Origin of the sequence: Aeromonas simiae (assembly GCF_014892695.1) — a bacterium.
GTDB lineage: Bacteria > Pseudomonadota > Gammaproteobacteria > Enterobacterales > Aeromonadaceae > Aeromonas > Aeromonas simiae.
Genome location: NZ_CP040449.1, coordinates 3062057 through 3083447, shown reverse-complemented (window position 1 = coordinate 3083447; position 21391 = coordinate 3062057). Strand labels below are relative to the sequence as shown.

At 59.2% G+C, this 21391-nt stretch carries 19 protein-coding genes and 7 tRNA genes; 16 read left to right on the top strand and 10 right to left on the bottom strand.

Annotated features, from left to right (window positions below; genetic code table 11):
- Positions 1–31: 31 nt before the first annotated feature.
- The 5 genes from FE240_RS18965 to FE240_RS14665 form a co-directional block, all read right to left on the bottom strand.
- Positions 32–838, bottom strand: a complete 807-nt coding sequence (locus tag FE240_RS18965) for a hypothetical protein (protein ID WP_226798838.1) — start codon at positions 836–838, stop codon at positions 32–34.
- A 199-nt stretch (positions 839–1037) separates the two neighbouring features.
- Positions 1038–1475 (bottom strand): hypothetical protein, encoded by a 438-nt coding sequence (locus FE240_RS14680; protein WP_193001954.1) that lies wholly within the window; start codon positions 1473–1475, stop codon positions 1038–1040.
- Positions 1476–1500: 25 nt separating this feature from the next.
- Positions 1501–2049 (bottom strand): recombinase family protein, encoded by a 549-nt coding sequence (locus FE240_RS14675; protein WP_193001952.1) that lies wholly within the window; start codon positions 2047–2049, stop codon positions 1501–1503.
- Between the two features lie 330 nt (positions 2050–2379).
- Positions 2380–3330, bottom strand: coding sequence for a DUF932 domain-containing protein (locus FE240_RS14670; RefSeq protein WP_193001950.1), 951 nt, complete (start codon positions 3328–3330; stop codon positions 2380–2382).
- Positions 3331–3522: 192 nt separating this feature from the next.
- Positions 3523–3795, bottom strand: coding sequence for a hypothetical protein (locus FE240_RS14665; protein WP_193001948.1), 273 nt, complete (start codon positions 3793–3795; stop codon positions 3523–3525).
- 211 nt (positions 3796–4006) lie between these two features.
- Between FE240_RS14665 and FE240_RS14660 the strand changes: the two genes are divergently transcribed.
- From FE240_RS14660 to FE240_RS14595, 14 genes are all read left to right on the top strand, one after another.
- Positions 4007–5905: a methyl-accepting chemotaxis protein gene (locus FE240_RS14660; RefSeq protein WP_193001946.1), complete on the top strand. Its 1899-nt coding sequence runs from the start codon at positions 4007–4009 to the stop codon at positions 5903–5905.
- A gap of 101 nt (positions 5906–6006) precedes the next feature.
- A complete protein-coding gene (gene pncC, locus FE240_RS14655; protein ID WP_193001944.1) occupies positions 6007–6507 on the top strand; it encodes a nicotinamide-nucleotide amidase in 501 nt (166 codons plus the stop codon).
- 67 nt (positions 6508–6574) lie between these two features.
- Positions 6575–7633, top strand: coding sequence for a recombinase RecA (recA, locus tag FE240_RS14650; RefSeq protein WP_193001942.1), 1059 nt, complete (start codon positions 6575–6577; stop codon positions 7631–7633).
- Positions 7634–7671: 38 nt separating this feature from the next.
- Positions 7672–8154 (top strand): regulatory protein RecX, encoded by a 483-nt coding sequence (locus FE240_RS14645; RefSeq protein ID WP_193001940.1) that lies wholly within the window; start codon positions 7672–7674, stop codon positions 8152–8154.
- Between the two features lie 132 nt (positions 8155–8286).
- Entirely contained in the window at positions 8287–10911 is a 2625-nt protein-coding gene (gene alaS / locus FE240_RS14640; RefSeq protein WP_193001938.1) for an alanine--tRNA ligase, read from the top strand.
- Positions 10912–10927: 16 nt separating this feature from the next.
- Positions 10928–12169: an aspartate kinase gene (locus FE240_RS14635; RefSeq protein WP_042048495.1), complete on the top strand. Its 1242-nt coding sequence runs from the start codon at positions 10928–10930 to the stop codon at positions 12167–12169.
- 102 nt (positions 12170–12271) lie between these two features.
- On the top strand, positions 12272–12460 hold the full coding sequence (gene csrA / locus FE240_RS14630) for a carbon storage regulator CsrA (protein ID WP_042048497.1): 189 nt from the start codon (positions 12272–12274) through the stop codon (positions 12458–12460).
- A gap of 189 nt (positions 12461–12649) precedes the next feature.
- Positions 12650–12742: transfer RNA gene (locus FE240_RS14625), tRNA-Ser, on the top strand.
- 4 nt (positions 12743–12746) lie between these two features.
- A tRNA-Arg gene (locus FE240_RS14620) sits at positions 12747–12823 on the top strand.
- Positions 12824–12910: 87 nt separating this feature from the next.
- Positions 12911–12987: transfer RNA gene (locus tag FE240_RS14615), tRNA-Arg, on the top strand.
- Between the two features lie 24 nt (positions 12988–13011).
- Positions 13012–13088, top strand: a tRNA-Arg gene (locus tag FE240_RS14610).
- A 46-nt stretch (positions 13089–13134) separates the two neighbouring features.
- Positions 13135–13211, top strand: a tRNA-Arg gene (locus FE240_RS14605).
- 46 nt (positions 13212–13257) lie between these two features.
- Positions 13258–13334: transfer RNA gene (locus FE240_RS14600), tRNA-Arg, on the top strand.
- A gap of 42 nt (positions 13335–13376) precedes the next feature.
- Positions 13377–13469: transfer RNA gene (locus FE240_RS14595), tRNA-Ser, on the top strand.
- 757 nt (positions 13470–14226) lie between these two features.
- Here the strand turns inward: FE240_RS14595 and FE240_RS14590 are convergent.
- Positions 14227–15150, bottom strand: a complete 924-nt coding sequence (locus tag FE240_RS14590) for a L,D-transpeptidase family protein (RefSeq protein WP_193001936.1) — start codon at positions 15148–15150, stop codon at positions 14227–14229.
- 358 nt (positions 15151–15508) lie between these two features.
- Here FE240_RS14590 and FE240_RS14585 point away from each other — a divergent pair, with 358 nt between their 5' ends.
- Positions 15509–16429, top strand: a complete 921-nt coding sequence (locus tag FE240_RS14585; RefSeq protein WP_193001934.1) for a L,D-transpeptidase family protein — start codon at positions 15509–15511, stop codon at positions 16427–16429.
- A 59-nt stretch (positions 16430–16488) separates the two neighbouring features.
- Here FE240_RS14585 and FE240_RS14580 read toward each other — a convergent pair whose 3' ends face one another.
- The 3 genes from FE240_RS14580 to fldB form a co-directional block, all read right to left on the bottom strand.
- Entirely contained in the window at positions 16489–17823 is a 1335-nt protein-coding gene (locus tag FE240_RS14580) for a TldD/PmbA family protein (protein WP_193001932.1), read from the bottom strand.
- A complete protein-coding gene (locus FE240_RS14575; RefSeq protein WP_193001930.1) occupies positions 17823–19223 on the bottom strand; it encodes a TldD/PmbA family protein in 1401 nt (466 codons plus the stop codon). Before FE240_RS14575 ends, FE240_RS14580 begins: the two co-directional genes overlap by 1 nt.
- 169 nt (positions 19224–19392) lie before the next feature.
- On the bottom strand, positions 19393–19911 hold the full coding sequence (fldB, locus tag FE240_RS14570; RefSeq protein ID WP_193001928.1) for a flavodoxin FldB: 519 nt from the start codon (positions 19909–19911) through the stop codon (positions 19393–19395).
- 97 nt (positions 19912–20008) lie between these two features.
- Between fldB and xerD the strand changes: the two genes are divergently transcribed.
- On the top strand, positions 20009–20896 hold the full coding sequence (gene xerD, locus FE240_RS14565; protein ID WP_193001926.1) for a site-specific tyrosine recombinase XerD: 888 nt from the start codon (positions 20009–20011) through the stop codon (positions 20894–20896).
- 48 nt (positions 20897–20944) lie between these two features.
- Here xerD and mscL read toward each other — a convergent pair whose 3' ends face one another.
- The gene (gene mscL / locus FE240_RS14560; protein WP_042048693.1) at positions 20945–21355 is read right to left on the bottom strand and encodes a large-conductance mechanosensitive channel protein MscL; all 411 of its coding nucleotides are present in this window, start codon (positions 21353–21355) and stop codon (positions 20945–20947) included.
- Positions 21356–21391: the final 36 nt, after the last annotated feature.

Sequence of the window (21391 nt, the reverse complement as noted above, 5' to 3'; positions counted from 1 at the left end):
TGACTTTCTGGTTGAAGTAGTGTTATGAGAACTAGGATTGTGCGTCAAATTGGTACAGCGCCTCCCCTTGATTGGTAAACAGGCGTAGCTCCAGAATGTTGCAATTCTGGGGAACAATAAATTTGGCTGTGCCACCAAAGCGGAGTGTCAGTGGTAGTTTCTGATGTGGTGTGCTGCGGCAGTTGCCGCGATTGACGATTGCATTCTGGATGGTGATGTTGTCGTGATGGGAAACAACCTGTAGCACTTTGGCGGGCATGTTGACCCAGATATCTTCAATGTGCCAACTGACATCAAATGCTGATGAAGGGAGTGCGGCTGCCACTGGTGTCTGTGCAGGGGTAGGTGCTACTGGTGCCGGATCTTCGCTTTCATCCCACATTAGACAACTAAATTCAGCCGCCTTGGTCGCTGGCAGGATGGAGGCTACCTCCTGAGTCGGTAACGTGAGCAGCTGCTTGTCAGCTGTTTCGACTGCGATACTTTTTGCACTGCGCAATTTATCCCACATGTTATAAAAGTTCTGTTCTCCTACTCTGGACTCGGTCAGATATGGAGTATCAAAGCGCTTTCCATCGACGATAAGTGTAAATTCATTCTTGTCGTTGGGGTCATAGATGTGCTGTTCAGGGACATACTCTTTCCCTTGAATCGTCACCATCATGAAGACTTTTTTGGCGTCACCACAGCCAATGTACAGAGCGTTTTGTTCATCGACTGTCGCCATGTATTCAGTCACGCCTTGCCCCCATCCTTGGGTCCAGCGCCCTGGCTCACCCAGGGCCAGCACGGCGGTACTGGTCAGCATCAACACAAGCCACACCCATTGGTTTTTCATTGTCAGTTCTCCTTATGCGCCGTAGCCCAAGGTATTTTTCATAAATTTTCCCACTGCAATCATCGTCAGTACTGATAAATACCGCTTCATAAAGAATTCTTTATGAAGCGGTAAAGTAATTAACGGGTACTGCTGGGCCGAAATATAATCTTCACCAGTTAATCGGTATTTATAAACAGGCTCTCGTTGAGCATGGGCATTACATATGCTGCCCATCACACTGAGTGAAATCGGCTGGCAGTACCTTGGCTACATTTGATGTCGGCAGTACGAATGATTTTTGAGGGGTAATGTCTGCTATCACGGTGATGTTCCTGGCATTGCGCAGCTTCGCCCATAGGGGGCGAAATTTTTCTATATCCTCCTCATATTCAAAGCGGGTATTAAAAAGGTCAGCATTGTCAAAACGTTGCCCATCAATAATGATTGCTGCAAGCGGAATGTTACCGTATTTATCGGTAAAGGCCATGTTGATGCGGAGGTCAGAGCAGGTGATGTGAAAATCAGCTCGTTCATTTACATCAACGTAATATCGGGTTTTACCCAGGCTACTGTCTGTCTGCTGCCAGCGCGGTTGTATGGCTGCACAACCACTGCACAACAATGTCATTGCTAATATCGTGATGGGTGTTTTCATTGTGTTCCCTTTTAAATGGTCGACTTTATCTTTCGGTTGCCCGGAGAATGCGTTGCACGCTGGAGATACTGATCCCGGTTTGTCTCGCAATTTCTGCGCGAGGTAACCCGCGCTTGACCAGGCTCAGCACTTCCTCCCCTTTTGCCATTGCGGTTGGTTTCCGGCCTTTGTAGGCCCCACGCTGCTTGGCTAACTCAATCCCTTCCGCTTGCCGCTCCAACATCAGCTCTCGCTCGAAAGTGGCGATAGCGCCAATCATGGTCAGCATCAGCTTGCCGGTAGGGGTTGCGGTATCGATACCGAGATTCAAAATGCGCAGGGTTACCTGCTTGTGTTGCAGGTACTCTGATATCTCCAACAGGTGACGGGTATTGCGAGCCAAGCGGTCGAGCTTGGTGACGACCACTACATCCCCCTCCTTCACATACGCCAGGAGCTGCGCGAGCTGGGGCCTATCATCGCTGGCCCCGCTCACTGTCTCCTGGAAAACTTGATTGCACTCGGTCAGCGCCTGAAGCTGGGTATCCAGGCTCTGACCTACGGTGCTGACACGTGCGTAACCTACCAGTGCCATGGTCTCCTCCCGGTCAATAGGGCAAGGTACACTGACTCCCTGGTTCAAAAGGCTCAAAGAGACCTTATTGACCTGAAAAGGGAGGGGTATTGTTTAAAACGGTGCCGATTTCGTGAGTGTCACTAGGGCTTGCTCTATTGACTCCACACCAGTGTTTTGGCCAGCCAGCGAGCTATTTTGTGACTGACATATCACGCCGTGACGGTGTCGTTGACCGTGTTTGGCTTTTGCTTTCATGGTGACTCCTTGTTGACGGCATAAATGGCTACGCCCGGATTGGCTTGCGCCAGTCCGGGTGAGGTCGTTATGCGGTTGAAATGGGAAAAGAAATTACTGCAGCAGGGTAAGTGCTTGGTTCAAGGCTTGGGATTTGAGTTGTGCGCCCTGACCGAACCAGGCGGAATCGAGTCGATGGTCCTGACTGCGAGCGCGGCGGTGATGGTCCATGTATTCGGTGACCGCATTGACCAGCCCCCAGGCGGTATTGCGGGAGCTGGCAAGCTCTGAGCCCATGCCTGCGCCCTGATAGAGCTCATGCAGGCGTTGGACCGGCCTGGTGAGAATGATGTTCTCATCATTCAGTGGTTGTGCCAGCAAGTCGCTGAAAAAGCGCAGCGCCTCTTCGGGGGCCACGGGTCGCTGTGCCAGAGCCTTGGCTTGCGCCTTGAACTCATCCCAATGGGAGAGTCCCAGCCCGAGCGACTCTTTGACTGCAGCAGCATCGAACTGAGTGGAGTGGGGCACCTTGATGGCGCCGGTCGAACCGCGCAGTGCCATCTGCAAGGTGTTATTGCACACCACTCTAAGTGAGGTGAACTGCGCCGTGGTGCAGAGTGTACCGTCGCAACTGGTCGCCAGCAGCAGATAGGACTTCACCAAGTCACCACCGGATAGCTTGAGGTTCTGACCGGTTTTGGCCAGAGCCCACAGCTTGCGGCCACCCTTGAGCGAACCTGCAGTCTCCAGCTCAAAGCCACCAGCTTCTACCAGGTCTTGATAGAAGTGCAGCACCTCATGGGGCTGTACTACGTTGTAGCGCTGAGAGACGACAGATAAGGGATCAAGGGTATCGGAGCGATAAAGTACCTTGCTGTCGCTGTAGGGGCGAATATGCAGTGCATCGGAGGCCACGTTAAACATCACGTCGCTCTGCTCGATGGTCCAATCCATTCCGGCAGCCTGCAGCCAGATATCGAGAGATTGTTGCGGGGGCAAGACATTGCCAAGGCCATGCCAAGGGGTTTGGCCAGTGTAGGCCATGGTGTCGATCAGGTGAGCCATATCTCCTCCAGGAATAGTGAAATGCAGACATCTGCCTGCTAACTCATGGAGGTGATGTAGGTTTGAGATTTATTTGAATTGGATTTAATTGTGTTTTTGTTCGTATTCGCGATTGAGTTGCATGCTGGTTGCTATGGTTAGGCAATGCACTTCATTGGAGGTGTTGTACCAAGATTGGCAAAAGAGGCTCAATCATGAAGGACGCAAGAAGCGTAGGTCAAAGCGTAGATAAATAAATTGAATCCATAAAATGGTATTTAAATCAACATCAAAACACCTTTGCATCATGGGGGTGTGTTGCTGCAGGTTGGCCGTGAGGGGGGCGGTTGTCATCGAATAGTGTCCTTCTGGTTCAAGGCAAAAGCGCGAATGCTTGCCGCAGGGGCGGTGCCGTGCGGCAGGAGCACAAACTGTAATGACCTGCGCCTCATAGCTCAACCCGTCTTTATCGCGTTTTTGCGGCATAGGCTTGTCATAGGCTCGTGGTACCTTGAATTCTCGTGTGGTTCTGATGCTTTCAATCAGTGAACTGTGTGGCAAACAGAAAGAAATTCAGACAGAGCCACTAAAGCCCTGCCGAGGGAGGGCCGATAGGGGGCTAATGGGCGCTATCTCTTTATGGGGATATTGGGCGACCTGAACATTATGTCGACATAACAAGTTAAGGATGCGTGTCATGACTCTCTCCCTGCGTGGCAAGTTGCTCTTCACCAGCTTGGGCGTGGTGCTGCTGATGGCCAGCTTGCTGGGTGTGGTCGCCTTCCATACCCTGAAAACCCGAACTCTGGCGGCCATCCAGAGTGAAGCGCTCAACTATGGCCACGCCCATGCGGATGGGATCGGTAACTGGATGAGTGATCGCAAGCACTCGGTGACGGCCATGGCCGATGCTATTGCCGCCGCCCCGCAGATGGAGCCAGCCATGCTGGTCTCCCATCTCAGGCAGACGTTGGGCGCGAGCGATTTTGGCCTCACCTACTTCGGTACCGAACAGGGGGAGATGACCCGCCATGACCCCTCGCTGCACACCAGCAACTATGACCCGCGTCAGCGTCCTTGGTATCAGAGTGCGCACAAGGCCGGCGAACTGGTGGTGACCACCCCCTATCTCAGCTCTACCACCAAGAAGCTGGTGGTCACGCTGGCTCAGCCGGTGCGGGTACAGGGGGCGGTCATCGGCGTAGTCGGTGCCGATCTGACGCTGGAGACCCTGATCGACGAGGTTCTGGCGATGCGGGTTCAGGGGGAGGGCTATGCCATGCTGCTGGATCGCTCCGGCCTCATCGTTGGCCACCCGCAAAAGGATCTGGCCCTCAAGCAGGTCTCCGAGCTCTCGCCCGAGCTCTCCGGCAATGCATTGCAGCAGTGGAGCGCGGAGGGTCAGTTGCACGAGGCGAAGCTGGGGGGCCGCGATGTGCTGCTTTCGGTACAGGCGGTACCCGGCACCGACTGGCTGCTGACCATGGTGATGTATCGCGATGTGCTTGAGGCGCCGCTGGCCACCCTGCTATGGCAGTTGTTCGGACTGACCGTGGTGCTGTTACTGCTGTTTAGCGCCCTGCTCACCGTGCTGTTCAACGTCCTTTTCACTGATCTGGGCCGCGTCTCCAAGGCGCTTTCCGATATCGCCCACGGCGAGGGGGATCTCACGGTGCAAATACAGACTCGCAGCCAGGATGAGGTCGGGCAGCTAGCCCGTCACTTCAACCAGTTTGTCGGTCGTTTGCATGGCATCGTCAGCCGCCTGCGCGATGTCGCGCTGGCATTGGCCGAGCAGTCCCGCTTGCAGGCGCAAGGGGCCACAGAGCGGGCCCGTCAGGTGAAGGTGCAGCAAGACGAAATCGTGATGGTAGCCACCGCCGTGACCGAGATGGCATCGGCCACCCAGGAGATCGCCAACAATGCCGAATTTGCTGCCAGCACGGCGGGTGATTCGGTCAAGCTGGCCCAGCGCGGCCAGGATCAGGTGGGCAAGAGCCGCACCAGCATCAGCAGTCTGGCCGATGAGGTGGGGGGCGCCAGCCAGGTGATCACCGAGCTCGATAGCCATGCCCAACAGATAAGCTCGATCCTCGCGACCATCACCGGCATTGCCGAGCAGACCAATTTGCTGGCCCTCAACGCCGCCATTGAGGCGGCCCGCGCCGGTGAGCAGGGGCGCGGCTTTGCCGTGGTGGCCGACGAGGTGCGGGTGCTCTCCCAGCGCACCCATGCATCCACCGCCGAGATCCAGGGCATGATCGAGACGTTGCAGCAGACTACCCGCCGCGCGGTGGAGGGCATGGATACCAGCCGCGATCTGGCGGCGACCAGTGTGGGGGATGCCCAGTCTGCCAGCGAAAGCCTGGTGCAGATCAACGAGGCGATCGGCACCATCAGTGACATGGTGACCCACATAGCGGCGGCGGCGGAGGAGCAGACCTCGGTGACGGCGGAGATCAGCCGCAATACCGAGAACATTCGCGCCGTGTCACACCAGTTTGCCGAGCAGGCGGAGCAGGGGGCGGCGCAGGCCGAGACGCTGCGTCAGCTCACCGAGCAACTGGAGAGCGAGGTGGGGCGTTTTCGCCTGTAATCAGGCAAGGGGTAAAAGAGAGGGCGCGAGGGCGCCCTCTGTGCTTTTCGCCGGTTTCACACCGCGCCATAATGGCGGCTCTAGCAAGAGGGGAGGTTCAGATGGATCAGGAGCGGCACAATCTAACACTGGCTGCGCGCCTCGGTGCAGTGTTACAGGCGCGGGAACTCATGGTCGCCACCGCAGAGTCGTGTACCGGTGGCGGTATCGCCAGCGCCATCACCGAGATTGCCGGCAGTTCGGGCTGGTTCGATCGCAGCTTTGTGACCTACACCAACGAGGCCAAGCAGGAGATGCTGGGGGTCAGCACCGCCACCTTGGCTGAGCACGGCGCCGTCAGCGAGGCGGTGGTGCTGGAGATGGCTCGCGGTGCGCTGGCCCGCTCTCATGCTGATTTGGCGGTCTCGGTGAGTGGCATCGCAGGGCCCGGCGGTGGCAGCATGACCAAGCCGGTCGGTACCGTCTGGTTTGCGTGGGTCACCCGCAGCGGACGCGCCGAAGCGCTGCTGGCGCGTTTTGAGGGGGAGCGCCACGCCGTGCGGCAACAGGCGGTTGGCCAAGCTCTGTCGGGTCTGCTTGCCCTCGTCGAAAAAGGGACTTGATACTGTATGAATAGACAGTATACTTATCCCCACTTTCCCCTTTGAATGACGTCCAGCGGAGACAGGCATGGATCAGAACAAGCAGAAGGCACTGGCGGCAGCGCTGGGCCAGATTGAGAAGCAGTTTGGCAAGGGCTCCATCATGCGCCTGGGCGATTCCCAGACCATGGACATCGAAGCCATCTCTACCGGTTCCCTCTCCCTGGATATCGCGCTGGGTATCGGTGGCCTGCCGTGTGGCCGTATCGTCGAAATCTATGGCCCTGAATCCTCCGGTAAAACCACACTGACCCTGCAAGTGATCGCCGAGGCTCAGAAGAAGGGTAAGACCTGTGCCTTCGTGGATGCTGAGCACGCGCTCGATCCCATCTATGCGGCCAAGCTGGGTGTTAACGTCGACGATCTGCTGGTTTCCCAGCCGGATACCGGTGAGCAGGCACTCGAGATCTGCGACATGCTGGTGCGCTCCGGCGCGGTGGACGTCATCATTGTCGACTCGGTGGCGGCGTTGACCCCGAAGGCTGAAATCGAAGGCGAGATGGGCGATTCCCACGTTGGCTTGCAGGCTCGTCTGATGTCCCAGGCGCTGCGTAAGCTGACCGCCAACATCAAGAACGCCAACTGCCTGTGCATCTTCATCAACCAGATCCGGATGAAGATCGGCGTCATGTTTGGCAACCCCGAGACCACCACGGGGGGGAATGCCCTGAAATTCTACGCCTCGGTGCGTCTGGATATCCGTCGTATCGGTGCCATCAAGGATGGCGAAGAGGTGGTGGGTAACGAGACCCGTGTCAAAGTGGTCAAGAACAAGGTGGCCCCCCCCTTCAAGCAGGCCGAGTTCCAGATCATGTACGGCGCCGGTATCTCCAAGGAGGGTGAACTGGTCGATCTGGGCGTCAAGCACAAGCTGATCGATAAGTCCGGTGCTTGGTACAGCTATAACGGCGAGAAGATCGGTCAGGGCAAGGCCAATGTCATGAAGCTGCTGGTCGAGAACAAGGCGATGGCCGGCGAGCTGGAGGCCAAGCTGCGCGAACTGCTGCTCAGTGCTGAGCAGGGGGCGGCCAAGGGCAGCGAAAAAGACGAAGAGGAAGTCTTCGACGAACAAGAGCAGGAATTCTGATGTGAGCAGGCCGGGATTATCCCGGCCTGATTGTTTCTATGCACGATGAAATCGAGAAAACGCTGCCTGAGGCGATGAATTTCGCCATGCGTAGTCTGGCGAGCAAGGAAAGTGGTGAACGTGAGCTGGCTGCCCGCCTGCAACGCAATGGTTTTGACGAGGTCATGAGCGCCGAGGTCGTGGCTCGTTGTAAAGAGAGTGGCTGGGTGGATGACGGGCGTTATGCAGGCATGCTGGTGCGCTCCCTGGCTCGCCGTCACTACGGTCCACAGAAGGTGCGCTTCGAACTGCGGCGTAAGGGGATTGACGATGCGCAGGGCGAAGCGGCCTTAAAGGCCGAAGAGATCGACTGGTTTGCCATGGCCGCAGAGTGGCTGGCACGCAAGGGGCAGGGGAGTGACCTTAAGGATCCCAAGGTGCGGGCCAAGCTGACCCGGGCCCTGTTGGGGCGGGGCTATGCTCTGGATCAGGTACGCTATGCCCTCGATGAGCTGAAAGCACAGCAGTGCGCCGATGAGTGAAAAACAGGCCCCGACCTCGTGCCGGGGCCTGTTTTTTTCACCCGTGGCGGACCCCGCCCGTTTTACTTTACGAGACAGAAAACATACATTATCGCGGTCAAAAGTCCGTTTACGTACCTAGCAGGATTTTCCATGTACATGTCCACGTCTGAGATTCGCCGCGCGTTTCTCGAGTATTTCCGTTCGCAGGGACACCAGGTGGTCTCCTCCAGCTCCCTAGTTCCCCACAACGACCCCACCCTGCTGTTCACCAACGCGGGGATGAACCAGTTCAAGGACGTCTTCCTCGGGGGCGACAAGCGCGCCTATAGTCGCGCCACGACCGCTCAGCGCTGCGTGCGTGCCGGTGGTAAGCACAATGACCTGGAAAATGTGGGCTACACCGCCCGTCACCACACCTTCTTCGAAATGCTGGGCAACTTCAGCTTCGGCGACTACTTCAAGCACGATGCCATCAAGTTCGCCTGGGGTTTCCTGACCGAAGCCCTGCAATTGCCGAAGGAGCGCCTGCTGGTCACCGTCTACGCGACGGATGACGAGGCTTATGACATCTGGGCCAAGGAAGTCGGCGTGCCGACCGATCGCATCGTGCGGATCGGCGACAACAAGGGGGCGCCGTATGCCTCTGATAACTTCTGGGCCATGGGTGATACCGGCCCGTGTGGTCCCTGCACCGAGATCTTCTACGACCACGGCGACCACATCTGGGGAGGCCCCCCCGGCTCTGCTGAGGAAGATGGTGACCGTTTCATCGAGATCTGGAACGTGGTCTTCATGCAGTTCAACCGCCAGGCTGACGGCACCATGGAGCCGCTGCCGCGCCCGTCCGTGGATACCGGCATGGGGCTGGAGCGTATCTCCGCCATCATGCAGGGAGTGCACTCCAACTACGAAATCGACATCTTCCAGGCGCTGATCAAAAAAGCGGCCGAGATCGTTGGCACCACCGATCTGAGCAACCAGTCTCTGCGCGTCATCGCCGACCACATCCGCTCCTGCGCCTTCCTGATTGCCGACGGCGTCATGCCCTCCAACGAGGGGCGCGGTTACGTGCTGCGCCGCATTATCCGCCGCGCCGTGCGCCACGGTCGCAAGCTGGGCGCCAAAGAGGTGTTCTTCTACAAGCTGGTTGCTGAGCTGGCCGCTCAGATGAAGGATGTCGCCGAGGAGCTGATTGCCCAGCAATCCCAGGTCGAACGTGTGCTGCGCATCGAAGAAGAGCAGTTCGTTCGCACCTTGGATCGCGGCTTGCTGCTGCTTGAGGATGTGCTGAACGAGTTGGGCGACGCCAAGGAGATCCCGGGCGACGTGGTCTTCAAGCTCTATGACACCTATGGCTTCCCCGCCGACCTGACCGCCGACGTGGTGCGCGATCGCGGCATCGGCATCGATGAGGCCGGTTTCCAGGTCGAGATGGAGAAGCAGCGTGCTCGTGCCAAGGAGGCCTCCAGCTTCGGCGTGAACTACAACGAGATGCTCAAACTCGATGTCGAGACTCCTTTCATCGGTTACAAGAGCCTGAGCGAGCAGACCCGCATCCTCGGTATCTACAAGGGCACCGACGAGGTCAATGGCCTGATCGCCGGCGACGAGGCGGTGATCGTGCTGGAGCAGACCCCCTTCTATGCCGAATCCGGCGGCCAGGTGGGTGACACGGGCACCATCAAGATGGATGACGGCATCTTTGCCGTGACCGATACCCAGAAAGCGGGTAAGGCGATCATCCACAAGGGGTACATGGAGCAGGGGACTCTGGAGAAGGGCGCGGCCGTGCTGGCCGAGGTGGATGGTGAGCGCCGTCAGGCTATCGCACTGAACCACTCGGTGACCCACCTGCTGCACGCTGCCCTGCGTCAGGCGCTCGGCGATCACGTGGCTCAGAAGGGGTCTTTGGTGGGGGCTGAGCGCATGCGTTTCGACTTCTCCCACTTCGAAGGGCTCTCCATGGCGACCATCCGTCGCATCGAGGAGCTGGTCAACGCTCAGATCCGCGCCAACCACGAGGTGGCCACCCGCGAGATGGATCTGGAGTCGGCCAAGGCCGCCGGAGCCATGGCCCTGTTCGGCGAGAAGTATGACGACGAGGTGCGCGTAGTGCGCATGGGCGATTACTCCACCGAGCTGTGCGGCGGTACCCACGCCAAGCGCACCGGTGACATCGGCTTTTTCAAGATCATTGCAGAGAGCGGCATCGCCGCCGGTGTCCGCCGGATTGAGGCAGTAACGGGCAAGGGCGCCATCGATCTGATGCACCAACTGGGTGAACAGATTGAAGAGGCGGCCGCCTTGGTCAAGGGTGATCAGTTCTCGCTGGCCGACAAGGTGCGTCAGATGCTCGAGAAGGGCAAGCTGATGGAACGTGAGCTGGAGCAGTTGAAGGCCAAGATAGCCGCCCAAGCCGGTACCGACCTGCTCGGTAAGGTAGTGGAAGTCAACGGCCAGAAGACCCTGGTTGCCACTTTGGAAGGGGTGGAGGCCAAGTCTCTGCGCACCACCATGGATGAGCTGAAGAACCAGCTTAAGTCTGGCGTCATCCTGCTGGCGACCGTGCATGAAGGTAAGGTCAACCTGATCGCCGGTGTCACCCCGGACTTGACCGGCAAGGTCAAGGCGGGCGAGCTGGTCAATCTGGTGGCCCAGCAAGTCGGTGGCAAGGGCGGTGGTCGTCCGGACATGGCACAGGCCGGTGGTACTGAACCGGCCGCACTGCCTGCTGCTCTGCAAGCGGCCCAATCCTGGCTGAGTGAACGCCTGTAATCGGGCAAGGTGAACCGTGGCACTCTATGTTCAGAAATACGGCGGCACCTCGGTTGGCTCTTTGGAGCGGATCGCGGCCGTTGCCGAGCGGGTCAAGCTGACCCGCGCCCAGGGACACGATGTGGTGGTGGTGGTCTCGGCCATGTCGGGCGAGACCAACCGGCTGCTGGGCATGGCTCAGCAACTGGATCCTGATGCAACGCGCCGTGAAGTCGACGTACTCATCTCGACCGGTGAGCAGGTGACCATCGCGCTGCTTGCCATTGCGCTCAATCAGTGTGGTTGCCCGGCCGTCTCCATGACCGGAGACCAGGTGCGTATTCACACCGATTCGGCCCACGGCAAAGCGCGCATCACTCACATCGACACCGAGCCGGTGCGGGCCCAGCTCGCTGCCGGCAAGGTGGTGGTGATCGCTGGCTTTCAGGGGCGTGATGAGCACAATGCCATCACCACCTTGGGGCGCGGTGGCTCCGATACCACGGCGGTGGCGGTTGCTGCCGCTATCGGTGCTGACGAGTGCCAGATTTTTACCGATGTGGATGGTGTCTACACCACGGACCCCAGGATTGAGCCCAAGGCGCGTCGTCTCTCCACCATCACCTTCGAGGAGATGCTGGAGATGGCGAGCCTGGGGGCCAAGGTGCTACAGATCCGCTCGGTGGAGTTTGCCGGAAAATACCGAGTGCCGCTGCGCGTGCTCTCGAGCTTTGCCGACGGGGAAGGAACCCTCATCACATATGGAGGTGAACGGATGGAAGCGCCCTTGGTATCGGGTATTGCGTTCAATCGCAATGAAGCCAGCCTCACCATACTCGGTGTGCCGGATCGGCCGACGGTCGCGGCCCAGATCCTGGGGCCGATCAGCGATGCCAACATTGACGTGGACATGATTGTTCAGAATACGTTGGGTGATGGCAGTGCAGATTTCACCTTTACGGTGAATCGTGATGATTTCCGTCGAGCCCGCGCCCTGCTGGAAAGCACAGCGACAGAACTTGGCGCCTCCTGCGTGCAGGGGAATGAGTCCATCGCCAAGGTGTCCATCGTGGGTGTTGGGATGTGGAATCATCCGGGGGTAGCGCGCACCATGTTCCGGGTTCTTGGTGAGCACGGTATCAATATGCAGCTCATTTCCACCTCCGAGATCAAAATCTCGGTAGTGGTGGACGAGAAGTATCTGGAGCTGGCGGTTCGCTCTCTACACGATGCGTTTGCACTGGATCGGGAGCCACAGGAGCAACCCATGGGGGGATGACCCCCATGTGAGTTAGTTTCAGCCACTTACTATTTGGTTTGCTTTGTTGGATAATGACATCAACAAGCTGACTAAAAAATAACAGGACACAGGAGCAAGCGAATGCTTATTTTGACTCGTCGTGTAGGGGAGACCCTGATGATCGGTGACGAAGTAACTGTCACCGTGCTGGGCGTGAAGGGCAACCAGGTGCGTATCGGTGTGAACGCCCCGAAGGAAGTCTCTGTTCATCGTGAAGAGATCTACATGCGAATTCAGGCTGAGAAAGAGCCGGGGCAACCCAACTACTGATGCCAAAAAGGCGACCCGAAGCGGTCGCCTTTTGTTTTCTTATCGGTGCGTGAAAGCGACTAGGAAGTCGGGGGCTCACCTCAGTCGGCGGAAATTTCCGCGCTTTGACCAAATGCTGAGCGAACACTTTGTTTTATCGAAAAAGTGTTTGACTAATCTAGCCCGTAAAGTAATATCTGGCCCCGCGACGGTGAGGTGGCCGAGAGGCTGAAGGCGCTCCCCTGCTAAGGGAGTATGCGGCTTATACCCGCATCGAGGGTTCGAATCCCTCCTTCACCGCCATTTAGCGCCCGTAGCTCAGCTGGATAGAGTACCTGGCTACGAACCAGGCGGTCAGAGGTTCGAATCCTCTCGGGCGCGCCATTTTCTAGTCCATGAAGGACTGAGTCGGTAACGGCTCGAAGAAAAGGCTTACTGGTCAGTAAGCTTTTTTTTATCGCTCTACATAACGCGCTCGTAGCTCAGCTGGATAGAGTACCTGGCTACGAACCAGGCGGTCAGAGGTTCGAATCCTCTCGAGCGCGCCATCTAGAGCAAACATGACCAACAACGCGCCCGTAGCTCAGCTGGATAGAGTACCTGGCTACGAACCAGGCGGTCAGAGGTTCGAATCCTCTCGGGCGCGCCATATTTCACTGTTTCGATATTATCGGGACAGACAAGCGGTTTACTGCGCGCCCGTAGCTCAGCTGGATAGAGTACCTGGCTACGAACCAGGCGGTCAGAGGTTCGAATCCTCTCGGGCGCGCCATATTTCACTGTTTCGGTGTTATCGGAACAGACAAGCGGTTTACTGCGCGCCCGTAGCTCAGCTGGATAGAGTACCTGGCTACGAACCAGGCGGTCAGAGGTTCGAATCCTCTCGGGCGCGCCATTATTGTAAGGCCCTGCATGCGCGGGGCCTTCTGTTTCTTACGGTGAGGTGGCCGAGAGGCTGAAGGCGCTCCCCTGCTAAGGGAGTATGCGGCTTATACCCGCATCGAGGGTTCGAATCCCTCCTTCACCGCCATCAAGATAAGCCCAAGCAATGTGCATTGCTTGGGCTTTTTTTATGCGTACTTTTTGATGCGATATCTGTTATGGGAGCGTAAATCGGTGTAGCCGGCCTTCTCACTACCCTCTTGAAATGATGACTGCTCCCCACAGTCATACGATCTCATCGACCCATGGCTATCAGCCTAGCCATGACACTCTTCTTCATGAGAGTGGTTTACTCTACCAGGGCATGGTTACCCATATCGATGCCGCTTGAATGGGGCCGACGACACATTCAGCACGCCCCGATGCCGCAGAGGTGCAACCGGATGCATATCCTCCTGCTACGGCACTAGCTAAGAACTGGTTCAAGAGGTTGTAGGGGGGGTAGAGAGCCGTCACTCCTGTCTGCCAGTGAAGGGAGATGACCCTGACCGGCAAGGATGTGACTAGTTGAGCCTGGCCTTTGCGCTGACCGGGGCGCCGTCACCGCCGCGCAGAACGCTTATGACGCAGCCAAGAGCGCCAAAGAGAGCGACAATGGGGGCCTCAAGGTGCTGCAAGCAAAATTCTAGGACACCCACCTTTTTGACAGGGTGTACAGATTCAGTGATCACCTGACTCCGGCCTTAAACCGGTGTCTTGGTTACGCCACTTTAGAGTGCACTTCCTTCGATATCCTTGCTCTGCGCTCTGCTTTCCATTCCCGCCCATGACCATTCTGCCTCACTGGATCTCCACAATAAAAAACGGCGCCCTCGGGCGCCGTCATGCTGCAAAGCATCTTGCTATCAGACCGGGTTGATCTGGGTTGGGATGCCGGTGCGCTGTTCCAGTGCCTGCTTGATCAGGCGGGAGCCGCTCTCCTTGTGCGCGATGAAGCGGGTCAGGGCCGGGGTCATCGGCAGCGGGGCTTGGGCACTGGAATTGAATTCGGCTTCGCTGCGTGAAAGGGGTTGGTGCACTTCCAGGTAGCGGGCGCCGCCCGGCTCGACCGAACTTTTGACCGGTTGGTTGACGAACTGAACACGGGTGCCCACCGGTACCTTCTTGAACAGGTATTCGATGTCTTCGTTGCGCAGGCGTACGCAGCCATGGCTGACGCGCAGACCGATACCGAACTTGGCGTTGGTGCCGTGGATGGCGTACATGCGGCCGATATAGAGAGCAAACAGGCCCATGGGGTTGTCCGGGCCGGCCGGCCAGACGGCGGGCAGCGACTCGCCACGGGCCGCGTACTCGGCGTGCATCTTGGCGGTCGGGGTCCAGGTCGGCCCCTCCTTCTTGCGCTCTACCTTGGTGACCCAGTTTTCCGGGGTATCGGTACCGAGCTGGCCGATACCAATCGGTAGCACCTCGACCACCTTATTCCCTTTCGGGTAGTAGTAGAGGCGCATCTCGGCCACGTTGATGACGATACCGTCACGGGGGGCATCGGGCAGGATCAACTGGTGCGGGATCACCAGTTTGCTGCCGGCCTTGGGCAGGAAAGGATCGACGCCGGGATTGGCTTCCATCAGGTTGGTGAGCCCCAACTGATTTTCGGCCGCGATGGTCTCCAGGGCGCGGCCATCATCGGGCACCACATATTCCTGGTTATCGCCGATGAGACGGCTGCCGGTGGGGGGCAGTGGATATTCGATGGCCTGAGTCGAGAGAGAGGCAAGCGCAAGGCCACCCAGCAGCGAGGCGATGGCGAGGCGGTGGATCTTCATACGTGAACCTGTAGCAATGTGAAAGGGCTTAAGACTCGGTCGCTGCCTTCTCCCCGCGGGATTGGATGCGGTCAGACCGGGCCCGGCATTCTTTCCTGTAGCGGACAAAATTTCAACGGGTGATCACTGAAATCGATGAAAAAACACCGGGGTGGCTAACCGTGCCAGCCCGTGGCATGTTTCGCCGGCAGATATTCATCTCACATGCAGCCGGAATGGGAAAAAATGGCCCCAAAGACTCCGCCAACGTTGAATTTTTATCCGACACACGGAAGAATGCGCAACCTGAAGCCTCTTAACTGTCGCCCGGATGGTGACAACAGGAGGAGCCCCTTGTCATGGAGTCAACAGGATAGTGATGAATACCCTTCGTTCGCTTGCAACGGGTCTGCTGTGCGCGCTGGCGCTGACCAGCATGCCGGCCACCGCCGTCGAATATGCCATGCCTGCCGCCGGCAGCCGCGTGATCGGTAAAAACATCGAGTATGTGGTGCCCGATGACGGTCGCTCCCTCGAGCAGATCGCCGCTGAATTTCAGCTGGGCCTGACCAACCTCATCGAGGCCAACCCTGGCGTCGACCCCTTCCTGCCCAAGGCCGGTAGCACCCTTATTATCCCGCACCAGCTGATCCTGCCGGATACGGTGCACCAGGGGATCGTCATCAACGTGGCCGAGATGCGCCTCTACTACTTCCCCAAGGGGAAGAAGGTGGTACACGTATTGCCGATCGGCATCGGCCAGCTTGGTGCAGACACCCCGGAGAACTGGGTTACCTCGGTGCAGCGCAAGCGCGCCAACCCAACCTGGACGCCGACCGAGAATATCCGCCGCCGTTATGCCGCTCAGGGCAAGACCCTGCCTGCTGTCTGGCCGGCTGGCCCGGACAACCCCATGGGGCTGTTTGCTCTCTACATCGGCAAGCTCTATGCCATCCACGGCACCAACGCCAGCTTCGGCATCGGTCTGCGGGTGAGCAGCGGCTGTGTGCGCCTGCGTAACGAAGATATCGAATATCTCTTCGACCAAGTGCCGGTGGGCACCCGGGTCGAGTTCGTCAACCGCCCGGTCAAATTCAGCGTGGAGCCTGATGGCGCGCGTTACATCGAGGTGCATCAACCGCTGTCGCGTACTGAAGCCGAGTTTAACTCCAACGCTGTGGTGCCGCTGCCGATGACCCAGGCACTGACCCGCTTCATCGCCAACGGCGAGAACGACTCCCAGTTGGTGAAGCAAGCGCTGGAGCAGCGCACCGGCCTGCCGACCCGCCTCAACCCGTAAGGGGACAGGCATCAAAAAGGCGACCCAGAGGGTCGCCTTTTGCATTTGCATGAGTGCCATCAGTTACCGGCGACGCTGAGACCGGCAAAGCGGATCAGGGGGGCATAGAAGCCCTTGCCGTCGTCGTGGCGAAGGTGCTGGCCGACTGCGAGCACCTCCTTGAGCAGGCGATAAAAGTTGCCGGCCACCGTGATGCCGCGCACCGGCTGGATGCGTTCACCATCCTGGCACAGGAACCCCGAGGCGCCGAACGAGAAGTCGCCGCTCACCGCGTCGGCCCCCGAGTGCAGACCGTCGAGTTTGACCAGCTCAAGGTAGCGGCCACTCTTGACGTCGCTATCGGTGTGCGGGCCGCACCCCAGCACCAGATGGCGCGGGGCCACATCCAGGCTGGAGCGGGCTCCACGGGCGGCGCAGCCGTTGGCCGCCACACCGAAATGGCGGGCGGTGGCGCTGTTGTGCAGCAGGGTGTTGAGGTTCCCGGCCTCGATCAGTGGCAGATCGGTGGTGGCTGCCCCTTCGCCGTCGAAGGCGCGGATCCTCATGCCACCGGGCATATGGGCGCGGCTCTCTAGGGTGAGCAGCGGGCTGGCCACGTCCTGGCCGAGTTTATCGCGCCAGGGGTTGATCCCCTGCTGCGCCCACTTGCCCGAAAGGGCGGCTGAAAAGCAGCCGAACAGGGCGCTCAGGGCGTTGGGCGAGAACAGCGCATCGTAGTGGCCTGTGGTCACCGGTGCGCCGTCCAGCAGCGCCAGGGCGGTGTCGTACACCTCATCGAGCAGCGGCTCGATGGCCAGATCGCTAAAGCGGCGCTCGTTCACGCCCTGATAAAACATCGACTGGCGACCCTCGCGCTCGATAAGGGCGGTGGTGTAGCCGCCGACGCTCGCTTCACTGTGGTGGCACAGGGTGCCCTGGCTGTTGGCCAGCCACAGTTCGCTGCGCGACTCGTAGTAGGCGTTGTAGGGGGCCCCCTTCACGCCTTCGCGTTTGAGCATCTCCCCCTCAAGGCGCAGGGCGAGGGCGATCTTCTCGTCCACTGGGGTTTCATCCGGTTGAATGATGGCCGAGTCCTGCGTCTCAAGGTGACTGTCGGCGACGCAGATGCGCTGATCCGGGTCCTCCTTGGCGAAGCGGCTGGCATCGAGGGCGTCTTGCAGCATGGCGGCCAGCGCCGGTTCATCGAGTGCCTCCGAGTAGGCGATGCCGACTCGCCCCTCCTTAATGAGACGGATGCCGATCTGCTGGCTGCCGGTCACCTTGTACTCCGACAGCTCGCCCTGATCCGCCTTGAGCGAGAAGCTCTGCTCCCGGCTGGCGATGAGATCTGCTTCGGCACCGAGCGCCGTTACCTGTTCGAGCAGGCGCTCGAGTCGTTGTTTCATCTCGCTCATCAGCCGTTCCCTCCGACCAGAATGCTATCGACCTTGATGGCCGGTTGCCCCACCGAGGCGGGAACCGAGCCTGACACCGAGCCACACATGCCGGCGGCCAGCGCCAGGTTGTTGCCGACCATGGAGATCTCCTTGAGCACCTGCGGCCCTGTGCCGATCAGGGTGGCTGACTTGAGCGGCCGGGTGACCTTGCCCTTCTCGATGAGGTAGGCCTCTTGCACGTTGAAATTGAACTCGCCCGTGCCTGGCTGCACCGAGCCGCCCCCCATCTTCTTGGCGTAAATGCCGTACTCCACCGTGGCTAGCATGTCCTCCAGACTGTGCGGGCCGGCCTCGATGTAGGTGTTGCGCATGCGCGAGGCGGGGGCGAACTTGTAAGATTCGCGCCGCCCCGAGCCGGTGCGGGGATAGCCGGTCTTGAGCGCCCCCATGCGGTCGGCCAGGAAACCGGTCAGCACGCCCTCCTTGATGAGCTGGGTGCGCTGGGTGGCCATCCCCTCGTCATCGACGTTGAGCGAGCCCCAGGCATGGGGCGTCACCCCTTCATCGACGGCGCTGACCACAGGGTTGGCGATAAGCTCGCCCATCTTGTCGTGGAACACCGACGCCTGCTTGGCCACCGAGGTGGTTTCGAGCAGGTGGCCGCACGCCTCGTGGAAGATGACGCCACCAAAGCCGTTGTCCATGATGACCGGCAGCTTGCCAGAGGGGCAGGGGCTGGCGCCGAGCTTGATCAGTGCCTGGCGGGCGGCGCCCTGGGCCAACTGCTGCGGGTCGATGAGTGCGCTGTGCTCCCAGCCCATCAGGGCACCCGGTGAGTCGCTACCTATGCTCTGTTCGCCCCCCTTTCTGGCGATGGCCTGAGCGCTGAGTCGGTTGTAGTGGCGGCGATCGCTAATTTGCAGCCCCTCGCTGTTGAAGAGGCTCACCTCCTGCTCCCAGCCGAGGGTGCTGCCGCTGAATTGGCTGATCAGCGGGCTCTCGGCGCGGGCAACCCGATCCAGGGTGTGCAGGTAGGCGATCTTGGCCTCCAGCATACGGTCGCGTTCGAGAGGCTGGCGCACCGGGTGGTGATCGGCGTGAGTGAGGAAGTTAAATGCGGTGCGGGTGGTGAGCGGATCGCGGCGATCCTTGGCGGCCAGCAGGGTCACGATCCGCAGCAGCTCTGCGCGTTCGCGGCTGTTGGTGTAGCCGTAGAGCACCTTGTGGCCGTAGCAGAGGCGGATGCCGATACCGAAATCGAGGCCACCGCTGATGCTCTCAATCTGGCTCGAAAGCAGGCTGATCTGGCTGCGCCGGCGCCGTTCAATAAACAGCTCGGCAAAATCGGCACCGAGGGCGAGAGCGTGATCGAGCACGGCTCCGGCTACCTCACTGTCGAGCAGTAGGGGATGATTCATGAAAACTCCTTGTTGGATGTCTCGTCCATTGGCTTTCGGCCCTCCTGTGATGAAAACGAGTGAGGAGGCCAGGGAAAAGAGTGGCAGAGTTACATCGCGCTGTCAGCAATGGGCATCACTATGTGATGCCCATTGGGATATTTGGCGCCATAAATTGCGCCCGGCAGGATTAGATCAGGCTGTGGATTTCGCTCAGGATCTGCTCGACCCACTGGCTGATACGATCGTCGGTCTGGTCGTACTGGTTGGCCTCGTCGAGCGCCAGCCCCACAAAGTGACGACCATCGTCGATGAGGGCCTTGGAGGCGTCGAACTCATAGCCTTGATTGGGCCAGTAACCGACCAAGGAGACCGGCTTGCCGATGAGGGCGTCGTGCAACATGCCGAGGGCATCTTGGAACCACTCGCCGTAACCGAGCTGATCGCCAAGACCGAACAGGGCGATGATCTGGCCATCAAGTGGCAGGTGGTTGACCTCGTCCCAGCTCGACTCCCAGTCTTCTTGTAGCTCGCCAAAATCCCAAGTCGAGATGCCGAGGATCAGCACCTCGTACTCCTGCATCCGGGCCAGTGGGACGTCCTTGATGTTGTGAATATCAACCAGCTCAGGGCCGATCAGATCGCGGATCTTCTCGGCGACCATTTCGGTGTAGCAGGTGGTGGAGCCGTAAAACAGACCTATCTTCATCGTGGTGTCAGCGTGGTGAACATGGCCTCATCTTAACAAAACGCGCCGTGCCATGCAGGCTCGGTTACAATGGCCACAAGCAAAGCGTGGAGTGCCCATGAGTCAGCCCCTGATCCAGCAATTTCTCGACGCGCTCTGGCTGGAGCGCGGCCTCTCCGACAACACCATCGCCTCGTATCGCACCGATCTCGAGAAATTTTCTGCCTGGCTCGATGGGCAGGGGAGTTCAGTGCTGCTGGCCGATCTCGATACCTTGCAGCACTATCTGGCCTGGCGCATCGACCAAGGGTTTGCCGCCACCTCTACCGCCCGTTTCTTAAGCGCCCTGCGCCGCTTTTATCAGTACCTGAACCGGGAGAAGCTGCGTGCCGACGACCCGACCGTGTTGCTGGAGGGCCCGAAACTGCCCAAACCCCTGCCGGGCGATCTCTCCGAGGCCGAGGTAAGCGCCCTGCTGGCCGTGCCCGGTCACGACGATCCGGTGGAGCTGCGCGACAAGGCGATGCTGGAGCTGCTCTATGCCACCGGGCTGCGGGTCTCCGAGCTGGTGGGGCTATGCGCCGAGCATGTCAGCCTGCGCCAGGGGCTGGTGCGGGTGGTGGGCAAGGGGAGCAAGGAGCGGCTGGTGCCGATGGGGGAAGAGGCGATGCACTGGCTCACCCGTTACTACCGGGAGGCGCGGCCACTGCTTATCCCAGAGGGGAGCTGCGATGTGGTGTTTCCTTCCAAGCGCGGGCGGATGATGACGCGCCAGACCTTCTGGCACCGCATCAAGCTCTACGCCATCCGGGCCGGTATTGCGGGGGAGCTCTCTCCGCATACTCTGCGCCATGCTTTTGCCACCCATCTGCTCAATCATGGGGCGGATCTGCGGGTGGTGCAGATGCTGCTCGGCCACTCGGATCTCTCCACCACCCAGATCTATACCCACGTGGCGGGCGAGCGGCTCAAGGCGCTGCATGGGGAGCACCATCCGCGAGCCTGACATAAAAAAAACCGCCTCACGGCGGTTTTTTTATGTCGGAACTCCGACTTATTTCTGCTGCTGGGATTTGAGCAGGTCGCGAATTTCACCGAGCAGCTCTTGCTCCTTGGTGGGTGCCGGCGCGGCGGCGGCCGCCTCTTCTTCCTTACGCTTCAGGCTGTTGATGGCCTTGAGCCCCATGAAGATGGCGAAAGCGATGATGAGGAAGTCGATGATGGTCTGGATGAACTTGCCATAGGCGATGACGACGGCCGGGGTGCTGCCCTCCGCCGCCTTCAGGGTCACCGCGAGATCGCTGAAATCCACGCCGCCCAGGATGAGGCCGATCGGCGGCATGATGACGTCACCCACGAAGGAGGAGACGATCTTGCCGAAGGCGGCGCCGATGATGATACCGACGGCCATGTCGATGACATTGCCACGCGCTGCAAACGCTTTGAACTCTTGTAACAGGCTCATTGAGGGATCCCTCCGGGTATGGTGATGGAAACGGTG

Coding starts and splice junctions, on each gene's coding strand:
- pncC (WP_193001944.1), top strand. CDS start 6,007: ATGGATCAGGAGCGGCACAATCTAACACTGGCTGCGCGCCTCGGTGCA.
- xerD (WP_193001926.1), top strand. CDS start 20,009: ATGAGTCAGCCCCTGATCCAGCAATTTCTCGACGCGCTCTGGCTGGAG.
- csrA (WP_042048497.1), top strand. CDS start 12,272: ATGCTTATTTTGACTCGTCGTGTAGGGGAGACCCTGATGATCGGTGAC.
- FE240_RS14585 (WP_193001934.1), top strand. CDS start 15,509: ATGAATACCCTTCGTTCGCTTGCAACGGGTCTGCTGTGCGCGCTGGCG.
- FE240_RS14670 (WP_193001950.1), bottom strand. CDS start 3,330: ATGGCTCACCTGATCGACACCATGGCCTACACTGGCCAAACCCCTTGG.
- FE240_RS14575 (WP_193001930.1), bottom strand. CDS start 19,223: ATGAATCATCCCCTACTGCTCGACAGTGAGGTAGCCGGAGCCGTGCTC.
- FE240_RS14680 (WP_193001954.1), bottom strand. CDS start 1,475: ATGAAAACACCCATCACGATATTAGCAATGACATTGTTGTGCAGTGGT.
- FE240_RS14665 (WP_193001948.1), bottom strand. CDS start 3,795: ATGCCGCAAAAACGCGATAAAGACGGGTTGAGCTATGAGGCGCAGGTC.
- FE240_RS14675 (WP_193001952.1), bottom strand. CDS start 2,049: ATGGCACTGGTAGGTTACGCACGTGTCAGCACCGTAGGTCAGAGCCTG.
- recA (WP_193001942.1), top strand. CDS start 6,575: ATGGATCAGAACAAGCAGAAGGCACTGGCGGCAGCGCTGGGCCAGATT.
- FE240_RS18965 (WP_226798838.1), bottom strand. CDS start 838: ATGAAAAACCAATGGGTGTGGCTTGTGTTGATGCTGACCAGTACCGCC.
- mscL (WP_042048693.1), bottom strand. CDS start 21,355: ATGAGCCTGTTACAAGAGTTCAAAGCGTTTGCAGCGCGTGGCAATGTC.
- alaS (WP_193001938.1), top strand. CDS start 8,287: ATGTACATGTCCACGTCTGAGATTCGCCGCGCGTTTCTCGAGTATTTC.
- FE240_RS14645 (WP_193001940.1), top strand. CDS start 7,672: ATGCACGATGAAATCGAGAAAACGCTGCCTGAGGCGATGAATTTCGCC.
- FE240_RS14590 (WP_193001936.1), bottom strand. CDS start 15,150: ATGAAGATCCACCGCCTCGCCATCGCCTCGCTGCTGGGTGGCCTTGCG.
- FE240_RS14660 (WP_193001946.1), top strand. CDS start 4,007: ATGACTCTCTCCCTGCGTGGCAAGTTGCTCTTCACCAGCTTGGGCGTG.
- fldB (WP_193001928.1), bottom strand. CDS start 19,911: ATGAAGATAGGTCTGTTTTACGGCTCCACCACCTGCTACACCGAAATG.
- FE240_RS14580 (WP_193001932.1), bottom strand. CDS start 17,823: ATGAGCGAGATGAAACAACGACTCGAGCGCCTGCTCGAACAGGTAACG.